Origin of the sequence: Ferruginibacter lapsinanis, from assembly GCF_020783315.1 — a bacterium.
Lineage (GTDB): Bacteria > Bacteroidota > Bacteroidia > Chitinophagales > Chitinophagaceae > Ferruginibacter > Ferruginibacter lapsinanis.
Window position 1 is genome coordinate 1,912,148 of record NZ_CP086063.1, and the last position, 10,571, is coordinate 1,922,718.

Annotated in this window: 10 protein-coding genes and 1 tRNA gene; 6 read left to right on the forward strand and 5 right to left on the reverse strand. The window is 34.6% G+C overall.

Features of this window, described 5'->3' with window-relative positions; translation table 11 throughout:
- Window positions 1-38 precede the first annotated feature (38 nt).
- Window positions 39-848, reverse strand: coding sequence for an SDR family oxidoreductase (locus LK994_RS08235; RefSeq protein WP_229759597.1), 810 nt, complete (start codon window positions 846-848; stop codon window positions 39-41).
- Window positions 849-1,002: 154 nt separating this feature from the next.
- Between LK994_RS08235 and LK994_RS08240 the strand changes: the two genes are divergently transcribed.
- Window positions 1,003-1,075, forward strand: a tRNA-Lys gene (locus LK994_RS08240).
- Between the two features lie 299 nt (window positions 1,076-1,374).
- On the forward strand, window positions 1,375-2,397 hold the full coding sequence (locus tag LK994_RS08245) for a site-specific integrase (protein WP_229759598.1): 1,023 nt from the start codon (window positions 1,375-1,377) through the stop codon (window positions 2,395-2,397).
- A gap of 41 nt (window positions 2,398-2,438) precedes the next feature.
- Here LK994_RS08245 and LK994_RS08250 read toward each other — a convergent pair.
- Window positions 2,439-3,787 (reverse strand): IS3 family transposase gene (locus LK994_RS08250; RefSeq protein WP_229759599.1). Its coding sequence is split into 2 segments (ribosomal slippage): window positions 2,439-3,449 and window positions 3,452-3,787, totalling 1,347 coding nucleotides; the frame shifts between segments, so codons are not numbered across the junction.
- Between the two features lie 394 nt (window positions 3,788-4,181).
- On the opposite strand from LK994_RS08250, the gene LK994_RS08255 reads away from it, so the two are divergent.
- Genes LK994_RS08255 through LK994_RS08265 form a run of 3 tightly spaced genes read left to right on the forward strand, consistent with a single transcriptional unit; the run spans window position 4,182 to window position 6,285 of the window.
- Window positions 4,182-4,976, forward strand: coding sequence for a hypothetical protein (locus LK994_RS08255; protein WP_229759600.1), 795 nt, complete (start codon window positions 4,182-4,184; stop codon window positions 4,974-4,976).
- A 3-nt stretch (window positions 4,977-4,979) separates the two neighbouring features.
- The gene (locus LK994_RS08260; protein WP_229759601.1) at window positions 4,980-5,330 is read left to right on the forward strand and encodes a nucleotide pyrophosphohydrolase; all 351 of its coding nucleotides are present in this window, start codon (window positions 4,980-4,982) and stop codon (window positions 5,328-5,330) included.
- The gene (locus LK994_RS08265) at window positions 5,323-6,285 is read left to right on the forward strand and encodes a hypothetical protein (RefSeq protein ID WP_229759602.1); all 963 of its coding nucleotides are present in this window, start codon (window positions 5,323-5,325) and stop codon (window positions 6,283-6,285) included. Before LK994_RS08260 ends, LK994_RS08265 begins: the two co-directional genes overlap by 8 nt.
- A gap of 637 nt (window positions 6,286-6,922) precedes the next feature.
- Here the strand turns inward: LK994_RS08265 and LK994_RS08270 are convergent.
- Both LK994_RS08270 and LK994_RS08275 read right to left on the reverse strand, forming a co-directional pair.
- Window positions 6,923-8,521, reverse strand: coding sequence for a Na+/H+ antiporter (locus LK994_RS08270; RefSeq protein WP_229759603.1), 1,599 nt, complete (start codon window positions 8,519-8,521; stop codon window positions 6,923-6,925).
- Window positions 8,522-8,586: 65 nt separating this feature from the next.
- Window positions 8,587-8,946, reverse strand: coding sequence for a nuclear transport factor 2 family protein (locus LK994_RS08275; RefSeq protein WP_229759604.1), 360 nt, complete (start codon window positions 8,944-8,946; stop codon window positions 8,587-8,589).
- A gap of 107 nt (window positions 8,947-9,053) precedes the next feature.
- On the opposite strand from LK994_RS08275, the gene LK994_RS08280 reads away from it, so the two are divergent.
- Window positions 9,054-9,428, forward strand: a complete 375-nt coding sequence (locus LK994_RS08280) for a DUF805 domain-containing protein (protein ID WP_229759605.1) — start codon at window positions 9,054-9,056, stop codon at window positions 9,426-9,428.
- Window positions 9,429-9,495: 67 nt separating this feature from the next.
- On the opposite strand, the gene LK994_RS08285 is transcribed toward LK994_RS08280, so the two are convergent.
- Window positions 9,496-10,566: a PorP/SprF family type IX secretion system membrane protein gene (locus LK994_RS08285; RefSeq protein ID WP_229759606.1), complete on the reverse strand. Its 1,071-nt coding sequence runs from the start codon at window positions 10,564-10,566 to the stop codon at window positions 9,496-9,498.
- Between the last annotated feature and the right edge of the window lie 5 nt (window positions 10,567-10,571).

Here is a 10,571-nt window from a genome sequence, read left to right on the forward strand (position 1 = left end):
TCTTTTCACGATTTACTTTTAACGGCCGGGTATGTAAATTATTTAACCAGCTTTCCCTTTTTGAAATAGAAGTTATGTACCAACTTATCAGTCCATGCCGGAAAAAACTTATTTAAAAATACAGTTCGTTTGCCCGTAAAAGTTAGTATTAATGTTCTTTTTCTTTTTTCAATGGCATTTAAAATATGTCTGGCACATTCATCAGATGACATCATAGTACTCTCATCCATTGGTCCTTCACCCTGTGCTTGCCCTCTTTCATTTAATGCCGCATTTCTGATATTACTGCTGGTAAAACCCGGGCATACCCACATTACATTCACCCCGCTATCTGCCAATTCAACCCTTAAAGTTTCCATAAAACCATTCACGGCAAATTTGGAAGCAGAATACCCGGCTCTTCCCGGTAAACCACGATATCCTGCAATAGAAGATACACCTACAATTGTTCCTTTTCTCTCTGTAATTGACTCTAAGGCCAGTTTTGTGCAGTAAAGTGTGCCATAAAAATTAATACTCATGACTTTTTCAATCACATCAATATCTGCATCTTTTAATAATGACCGCATTGAAATACCTGCATTATTAATTAATATGTCAATACCACCAAAGGTTTTGATGGTAGAGTCAATGAATTTTTTACATTCTGAATAATGACTTACATCCGCAACAACGGTATGTAATGGCTTATTGGAATTTTGTATCTGAAGATTGTATAATTTATCCTGATTACGGCTACAAGTAGCCACTTTTGCACCTGATGCAAGCAGGATATCTATAATTGCCTTGCCAATACCATTACTACCACCGGTAATGGCCACCACTTTATTTTTAAAAAATTCGCTCATTGTTTACGTATTATCAACAAAAATAAGCGACTTAATCGGCTGTTTGGTAAACAATCTTGAAAAATATTATGAATATTTTGGAAAAAGTTTTTTAAAAAGTTTGGTACAAGATTATTTTGCCTTATTTTTGCACTCCATTAAAAAAATGGCGGAAGAATTGGTAGCTCAGTTGGTAGAGCACATCACTTTTAATGATGGGGTCCTGGGTTCGAGTCCCAGCCAGTTCACATCTAAAAACACAAAAATTTGCAAATGCCTTTAGACTTCAATGTTTAAAGGCATTCTTGTTTTTACAACCTCCATAACTCTTCAAATTGCCACAAAAAATTTGGTAACCTAATTGGTAACTGAAAAAAATCAAGTGGTAACCTTAGAAAAAAGTAATTTTTTTTAGCTGACTGTTGTTATTTACGAATTTGTTCGTATATTTGTGGTACGGAAGTCCATTCTTGAATTTCCGTAGCTCTTCATCAGTTAAAAAGGATAACTACAAATAACATATTTGTTAACTTTTTTAAAGATGGATATGAAGAGAATTAGTATTTTGTTTTGGCTTTATAAGTCAAAAAAGAACAATCAAGGAGAATCCCCGCTTTACTTACGTATTACCGTAGGGGGAAAAAAAGTAGAAACTGCTACTGGTTATTTTATTAAAGCTTCTGAATGGGACTCAAACAAGAAGCTTGTCAAGGGTAAGAGTGATAATAGTATTCTTATCAACAATTACATTACTGTAAGCCGAAGTAAAATTCTTCAAATTGAGAACGAATTTACTTTGGATAATTCCAATTGCATTACTGCGGATTTAGTTAAACAACGTTTTTTGGGTTTATCAACTCAAAGGAAAACTCTATTGGAGGTATTTGACTATCATAATGATAAAGTCAAAGCTCAAGTGGGGAATGGATATTCTATTGGGACGTATAAACAATATGAAGTCTCCAAAGGAAAATTAAAAAGCTTTCTGAAGTATTCCAGTGGAGAAGAAGATGTATCACTAGATTCATTATCTCACAAGTTTGTAACCGATTTTGAAACTTATTTAAAGAACGTTGATGGGCTGAGTTCTAATTCAGCAATGAAAAAGATTACTCAGTTGAAGACTGTTGTTCATCTTGCTCTAGCGAATGAATGGACTACAAAAAATCCATTCGGGAATTTTAAATGTAGTTATAAAAATCCTAAGAGAGAGGTACTAACAAATGAGGAATTGCAAACTTTATCAACTAAAGACTTTGGTTGTGATAGACTCAATTATGTGAGAGATATATTTTTGTTTTGTTGTTATACAGGTTTAAGGTATAGCGATGTAGCGAAATTAACTCCTGCGAATACCATTGTTGGGATTGATGGGAAAAAATGGCTTACAGTTGATACTACTAAGACTGACGAACGTTGTAATATACCATTGTTTGAACAAGCCGAAATACTTATTGATAAGTATAAGGATAATCCAGTGTGTTTAAATAGAGGTGTTATGTTCCCAGTAAACAGCTGTATGTCGTCAAATCAAAGTGAACTTTCTCTTAGAGAGTGTTTCGTGATTTAAAGATACTTTTTATTTTTAGTTTTATAGTGTACAGATTAAAATTAAGATGCTATTTTTTGTCTTAAATAATTTTGCCTTCTTCTTTGAAGCGTTAGCATTTTTATTCTTTGCCTGTATTTAAAAATCTCTTCTTGCCTTCCGTAATAAACATCTGCCGGTGTGACATTCCCAAGAGACTCATGATAGCGTTCATGATTATAGTAGTGTACAAAAGCCGTTAATGATGCTTCCAGTTCTTCAGGGCAGTAGTAATTATCCAACTTAACAACGTTTTTCATTGACCGATGATAACGTTCAATTTTCCCTTGTGTTTGCGGATGATTGGGCCTGCCATGTAAAAGTTTCATTTTCTTGTTTTGTAAAAAGATTTTGAGTTCTGATGCGATATAGCAAGCTCCATTGTCCGATAATAACTTTGGCCTGAACTCATTTGGCAACTCTGAAGCCTCCAGGGCTCTATTAACTGTTCGTTGTACATCCTCTGTTTTCATTGTCTTACAGAGTTCCCAATGAACAATAAAACGGCTGTAATCATCCAGTACTGTACTCAGATAATACCATCCCCATCCCAATATCTTGAAGTAAGTAAAATCTGTTTGCCACATTTCATGAACAAAGCAGGTCTTTTGACTAAATTCATTTCCTGCTGCTAACAAAATATGTGAAGGGCTGGTGATTAACCCTTTGGCCTTCAAAATCCGGTACACGCTGGATTCTGATATGAATATTCCTTTTACATCACTGAGTTTACAGGATAATTCTCTGGGTGATAACTCGGCATATTCCAGCGCAATCTCCACTACAAGATTCTTTTCAGACTGTGGTATCGTATTCCAGCGTTGCCGGGTAGCACGTTTTGATTCAAGGCCATTAGCACCCTTATCCAAATAAGCTTTGTACCAATTGTAAAACGTACTCTTGTTGATCCCCAACTGTACCAAAGTTCTGTTTACTCCCAGTTCTGAACGTTCAACCAATTGAATGATTTCCTCCTTTTCTGCTACTGATAATCTCATACGACGTTGATATTTTTCGCTTACTCCAAGATGGTTAAGCTTTTTTTTACAATGTCATAGCGGAGCATCAGATCAGCTACCATTTCTTTTAACCTTTGATTCTCTTTACGTAGTTCAGTTACTTCGTCACTAGTAGCTTCACGAGTAGTATCACCATTAAGGCGTTTCTTACCTGCTTCCATGAACTCTTTATTCCATTTGTAAAACAATGCCTGGTTAATCCCATGTTTACGACATATCTCTGCGGTAGAGCTTTCACCTCGTAGTGCTTCCATAACTATAAGGATCTTTTGTTCGGAGGTGAACAATCGCCTAGTCCTGCGACGGATGTCTTTAATGAAGTTTTCTGTGGACTGTTTTTGTTTCTTTTCCATGTTATTCTATTTTAATGATGAACAATGGAAATACTCTCTAAAATTAACTTATTTTTAGTCCAGTTTTAGCTGACGATTTACATTGCTAGTGAAGTACAAAATCTAAAGCAAATTTTAACACATACAGATAAAACAATTAGTTCAATTATTAAAAATGGGAAAAATGAGTATATAAGTAAAAAAGAAAATGGTTTTAGTAGAGTTTTTCATAACTATTCAGACTCTCAAAATGGGTTTAAAAACTGGAAGGAAGAAATAGAGAAAGTGGTTTTGGCATAGTTACTAAAATCATTTTATAATTGCATATTTGTAATATATAAAATTTAGATAACGGCTTTACTTAACAGTTCATTTGTTTATATTTATTGTTTATAATTTAAAAACTTGAAAATTAATGAGTTGGATAAGTAAATTTTTTCCTAAAATTGAGAGGTCTGATAATAAAGATGAAACAATTACTCAAGTAGAAAGAGCCTACAAAACTGAAGCATTGTTCGCAGGAATTGATTATGAATTTATTGATAAACTTTATTTTCATACTGCTGAATTAAAGGACATTTTTATTTATCAACTCAATGAGATTTTGACAGTATTAAAAATATCTGAACAAACCAAAAGAGTTGAAACTACTCAATTGCTCACTGATTACATTACAAACAAGGAAATTGAAATTCCTTTTTTGATTTACTTATTTAACTTTGAGACCTACTCAATTGAAATCGATAAGGTAAGTAATATTGAAATAAGCAAGAAAATTGCTTTTGCTAGCAATAAGGGGAAAGAAAAACTTAGTCATTATTATACTGGACTAAATGTTGCATCATACAATATCGAAAAAAAAATTGCAGCAGGGTATTTGGACTTTTTAGAAGAAGAAGAACTAATAAATAGAACATTATCTGATGAGCATTATGATTTTGCTAGAATTAGTGGTTTATTCTTATTAGGGCATGGATTTTTTGTTTCCAATAATATAGAAAAAATGGAGTACTATTTTAATATTATCAAGAAAGACAAATATGAATTGAGCAATATTACTGTTTCTGAATACTATAGAGCAATCGGAGAGGAATATTATAATGCTAAAATTTTAGAGAAATCCTTAATTTGGTTGAAAGACGGCATCACTCTCAATCCAAAATTGGGGGTCAAAAAGTTGATTCAAAAAATTGAAAATGAATTGATTTAAATTATGGATAACTTAAAAATAAAACTGCGACAATTTGCAAAGGACAGAAATTGGGATCAATTCCATAGTCCCAAGAATTTATCAATGGCTTTAGCTGGTGAAGTTGGTGAACTTATGGAAATCTTTCAATGGCTAAAAGAGGAAGAAACATTATTGGATAATATAAATGAAAAGAATCTTTTGAGGGCTAAGGAAGAATTAGCAGACATATTTATTTATATTATTAGAATCGCAGATAAATTAGGTATTGACTTGATTAATGAAGCAAATAAAAAAATTGATTTGAATTCAGTTAAATATCCTGTAGAACTATCAAAAGATAATGCTGTAAAATATAATAGAAGAGATGAGTAAAATAATATTACAACCTTCGGGAAATAGGGATGCTCGTGAACATTATCTGGATACCATTGAAACCCCAGTTCCATTAACTCGTATACAACCCCATATAACAGCAGAAGAATTTCAAAATTTATCTCAGATATACCCTACGGGTTTATGTTATGTCTGGGGGGTGACACCTGGAGGTAATAATATTACAAAATGGGATAGAATTCAACGTGGAGATGTCACACTTTTTTCAAAAGAGGGAGCTATTTATGCTTCAGGAGTTACTACATTTAAATTACATAGTCGAAATTTAGCCTCAACTCTTTGGGGTTATAATAATAATGGTGAAACATGGGAATATGTTTACTTTCTAGAAGAAATTCGGAATTTAAATATTCCTTACATTGAATTTAATACAACAGTTGGGTATGCTAATAATTATGTTATACAAGGATTCGGTGTTTTGACTGAGGAACAAAGCAATTTAGTTTTTAATCGTTTTGATTTAGCTAGTGAAGTATTTATTCCAGTAGTAAATGCACCTACTTTTGAAAATTTAATTAATCTATTAGATAATCTTGAAGATACAGAAAGGGAAATTACTACAACAAGAAGATTAGAACAGGGGTACTTAAAAACATATTTGTTCGGGAATAATACAAATGGCACCTGTGCTTGTTGTAAGAAAGTTTACCCTGTTTCGTATTTAGTTACAGCACATATAAAGAAAAGGTCATATTGTACTCCACAAGAAAAAAGAGATTTGAATGTTGTAATGCCTATGTGTAAGTTTGGATGTGATGAATTATTTGAAAAAGGTTACATAATAGTTGAAAATGGTCAATTTGTTAGCTTAAATAAAACACCGACTTCGTTAGAATTAGAAAACTACATTAACCAATTAACAGATACAGGTTGTACCTATTATAATCAAAATACTGTTGATTATTTTAACTGGCATAAAGAACACCATAAGTAAAAAGGATATTCCATAATTTTCTTTTTTTTGAAAATTTAGATTGCAATTTTACAATTTTGCAGTAAGTGTATACAAAAGCCCCCCGCCTCATAATCAACTACCCATCCATTTTGCGTGGCAAAGGGTGTAGCCGTAGCTTGACCAAGAGCAATTGAGGGAAAGTTATGGTTATTCCTTTTGTAATTTATTTTAAAATGTGTAAAAGAAAGAGTGTGTACTGTAGTAGATAGGTTTTTGAGGTTCTGGAGTACGAAAGAGAAAGGAACGTCACTAATTATTAAATATAGCATAAAGATGTTTATGCAAGAATATGAGTTTAAGTCCTATTCAGAGCCTAAAAGGTAACTAATTCGGTAACTATAAATACAAAAATATCATGAAATCCTTTACTGTACTACGTTCTAGTGAAAGTTGGGCATTCCCAGCCAGTTCACAAAGAGGAGTTCAGTAATGAACTCCTCTTTTTATTTGGGGCTATCAGCAGTTATGCTGTTGTCAACATTTGTTCCGGCTATCACTCCAAGTCCTCACTCCGCTGCGCTACGTTCCGGGCTTTCCGTTCCATCCGGCATCCATTCAGCTTTTTGCTCTTTATTCATCTTTTATTGTGTTGTGTGATTCCCGGGCATGTCTAAATCTACTGATACATTTCCATTTGCAGTCGTGTTTCTTCCAAGTCAAGCTCTCTTTCAATTTTGCGGAGGATCTCCTCACTTGCTTTACCTGATTTGTGTAATTCGTCCAGCGCTTTACGTTCAATAGAGATCAATCCTATTTGTAATTGAGAATATTCATTAAAAGTATTGGTTGGAAGTGTACCCCCTTTACCAAAGTAATTGGCAGGCAGATCAGTTTTTTGCAGTCTGTTATATTTTACTTCGTACTTGCTTTTGATGTTGTGTAATAGTTCATCCTGTATCAGTGAAAGATTTCCTTCAATATGTTCAATAGCATGACTCACCACATGTGTTCTTACTTCATATTCTTCTGCAACAATAGAATGCGGTTGCATCTTCATTTTCTTTATGATCCAGGGAAGCGTTAATCCTAAAAGTATCAACGTAGAAAGGATAACACAAAAAGTAAGATATATGATCAGATTGCGATGTGGGAAAGCGGTGCCATTGTCCAATGTAATGGGCAATGCCAATGCAGCCGCCATAGAAACGACTCCACGCATGCCGGCCCATCCAAACAATACCATATTGCGTGGGTCAAAATCTTTTTCTTTTTCTCTGATCCTTTTGCTTAAATAACGGGGAAGCATGGCTGCAGGAACGACCCATATAAATCTTACTATTATTACTACCATGCTTATAGCAATTCCATACAGCACCAATGTGCCGGTAGAGTAATCGGTGATTCCCTGCATCACATTTCTTAGTTGCAGTCCGATAAGAACGAATATCAGGCTGTTCAATATATACACTACCACATCCCAGACAGCATAAGCCATTATCCTGCTTTCGTTCGTAAACATTTTTGCAGAACGGAAAGATAAATACAGGCCTGTTGATACTACTGCCAGCACACCTGAAAAATGAAAATGTTCTGCCAACAGGTAGGAAGCAAACGGGGTTAGGAAAGTAAGTGTAACTTCAATAACCGGGTCACAAATAAATTTTTTATGTATGATATACATGAGATATGCTATACCCAGTCCGATAGCTATACCAGCAGAAGCTACCACTAAGAAATTAAGTCCTGCTTTCCATAATACAAAACTACCGGTGATGGCGGTCAATGCATATTTATATGCAATCAATCCACTGGCATCATTCACTAGACTTTCTCCTTCTAAGATAGAAATGAGTCTGGGACTTAGTCCAAGTCCCTTGGTAACAGAGGATGCTGCTACGGCGTCGGGAGGAGATACAATTGCACCTAATAAAAATGCAACGGGCCAGCCAATACCCGGAATAAGCCAGTGAGCTGCTACACCAACAAGTACAGTAGTAAATATCACTAAACCTATTGCTGCTAGTGATATAGGGCGGATTGCTGCTTTAAATTCGTGCCAGCTGGTATTCCATGCTGCACCATATAATAATGGAGGTAAAAAAATGATAAACACAATAGTAGGGTCAAGTTCAATAACAGGCAGCCCCGGTATCAAACTAATCAATATTCCACTCAATACCAATATGATGGGAAAAGGGAATTTATATTTAGTACTGAGTATGCCTAAAAATGTAATGCCAAACAAAAGCATTACGATAATACCTACATTTTCCATTCTATAAAAATAAGTGTTTCCTTTTATGAGAATATCGATTCAAGGTAATTTTATACAACCATTGATTACTCTTTTGGCAATGGCAATCCGTTCATTCTTAAAAAAGATAATCTGTCCCAATAGCCGCGTTGAAATATTATCTTATCATTGATAATATGAAAGAATCCACAACCTCTTAGTCCTTTGGGGTCTTTCCATTCAAGCATTGCCCAGTCGCCTGATTCGAAAACATTTTCTACAATACAAACCATTTCTGCTAAAGAGAATTCGGTCTCAAACATTTTCCTGATAGCATCTTTTCCTACTAGCGGCTCATTTACTACCTGATGATTAGTAGCGTCATCATGATATAAATTCATCAAAGATTCGATATCAACCTTGTTGAATGCGTCTACCCATTTTTCTATTATTTCTTTAGGTTGCATAATGTTGTATTTTTCTGGGGTTAAAAATCTTCTTTATGAAGGTATAATTTTTTTGAAACTTCTATAATTCACCTACATTTGTTTTTTAACCTTAATATTATACACCCATGAGCGGATTCGATTACTTCGTAAAAGTTTTAAAAAATTACGCAAATTTTGAAGGCAGAGCCAGAAGAAAAGAATATTGGTATTTTACCTTATTTTCTATCTTGATTAGTATAGTCATATCTTTTATAGATGCGGCCATTGGTTCTACTATAGGTATTTTAGGACTGATATTTTCTTTTGGTACATTGATTCCATCTATTGCAGTTGGCGTGAGACGCATGCATGATGTTGGCAAAAGTGGTTGGTATTTATTGATACCCATCTACAATTTAGTATTGGCTTGTACAGAAGGTCAAACGGGTTCTAATGAATACGGGTATGATCCGAAAGCAGATCCTATTGAAGATGATATTGATATGATAGGAAATAACTAATTATGTAAGCAAAATATTTTTTAAGCGCAGAGGATACCTGCGCTTTTTTTGTGTACGTGTATTGATTTTAATATCCCAGATAACCACTGCTGGATTGTGCTCTTCCAAACTGCGGACACCTTGTTGACTGTAGTTCGCTGTTACGAATATTTAAAAAATTCCTATAAGATAAAGTAAGTTCAAAACCTCCTCTGTATTGAGAGGCGCTCACAAGTTTGCTGATATTAGCATCATAGCTTACGCCAATGGTTATTTTAGATAATTCCAACTGTACAACAGGCATGATGGCATCATTCATCCGATAAAATATGCCGGCTCTGATTCCTTTACGGTCGTCTTCTTCTATTACAAAATCATGTCCCAACATGAAGCCTGCCTGTAAGGTGGTATGGCCCCCCTGTTTAAAATAATCGCCATAAAAAATAAATTCATTGGCTTCGCTTGTAGGTGCCGATAGCCCGAAGTTGAGTGCAAATTTTGGATTTAATTTTATTTGATTACCAGCGTAAAATAATTTTGGTTTGGTAAGATTGAAAGCGCCGATACCTATATAATAATCTACTCCATTACTGAATTCACTACTGTATGAAACACCGGCAGAAACATCAGCATAGGTAAGATTGGTATTGTCGAATGTTTGTCGGCTCGTTGGTTGAATAGTGAAACTGCCATCTGCGTTGGCAGAGAACTGATCATTCAAAACCAATTTAGTAGGGTCAAATCTTTGTTGAACAAAACCTCCCATTAATGCAGCAGATAAGTAAGAGTTCTTTTCACTGCTTAAAGATTTATGAAAATTTAATGTAGGTAAAACCTGCGTTTTACTAAACCTGGAAGTGCCTGCGATATCGTTGGTCAACTGCAGTCCTAATGTAAAATGATCGTCTGCTCCCAGAAAACTTGCCGGTAGTTTTACCTCCGAACTTAAACAATAAGTGCGATAAGGGTCTGTTACACTCTGCCATTGATTTCGGTAAGATGTGATGAATCGGATATCTCCTGTGAAAATACCTGCCAGCGCAGGGTTACGCAACAATGGTTGTTCGTAAAATTGAGAAAAATGAATATCCTGCGAACATGCTTTTTCAGTACATTGTGCAAGAAGAATGATTGAAAATATTTTATAAAAAAGTTTCATAAATA

Excerpts from the sequence above, each read along its gene's own strand:
- LK994_RS08235 (WP_229759597.1), bottom strand. The coding sequence starts at position 848 with ATGAGCGAATTTTTTAAAAATAAAGTGGTGGCCATTACCGGTGGTAGT.
- LK994_RS08245 (WP_229759598.1), top strand. The coding sequence starts at position 1,375 with ATGAAGAGAATTAGTATTTTGTTTTGGCTTTATAAGTCAAAAAAGAAC.
- LK994_RS08255 (WP_229759600.1), top strand. The coding sequence starts at position 4,182 with ATGAGTTGGATAAGTAAATTTTTTCCTAAAATTGAGAGGTCTGATAAT.
- LK994_RS08260 (WP_229759601.1), top strand. The coding sequence starts at position 4,980 with ATGGATAACTTAAAAATAAAACTGCGACAATTTGCAAAGGACAGAAAT.
- LK994_RS08265 (WP_229759602.1), top strand. The coding sequence starts at position 5,323 with ATGAGTAAAATAATATTACAACCTTCGGGAAATAGGGATGCTCGTGAA.
- LK994_RS08270 (WP_229759603.1), bottom strand. The coding sequence starts at position 8,521 with ATGGAAAATGTAGGTATTATCGTAATGCTTTTGTTTGGCATTACATTT.
- LK994_RS08275 (WP_229759604.1), bottom strand. The coding sequence starts at position 8,946 with ATGCAACCTAAAGAAATAATAGAAAAATGGGTAGACGCATTCAACAAG.
- LK994_RS08280 (WP_229759605.1), top strand. The coding sequence starts at position 9,054 with ATGAGCGGATTCGATTACTTCGTAAAAGTTTTAAAAAATTACGCAAAT.
- LK994_RS08285 (WP_229759606.1), bottom strand. The coding sequence starts at position 10,566 with ATGAAACTTTTTTATAAAATATTTTCAATCATTCTTCTTGCACAATGT.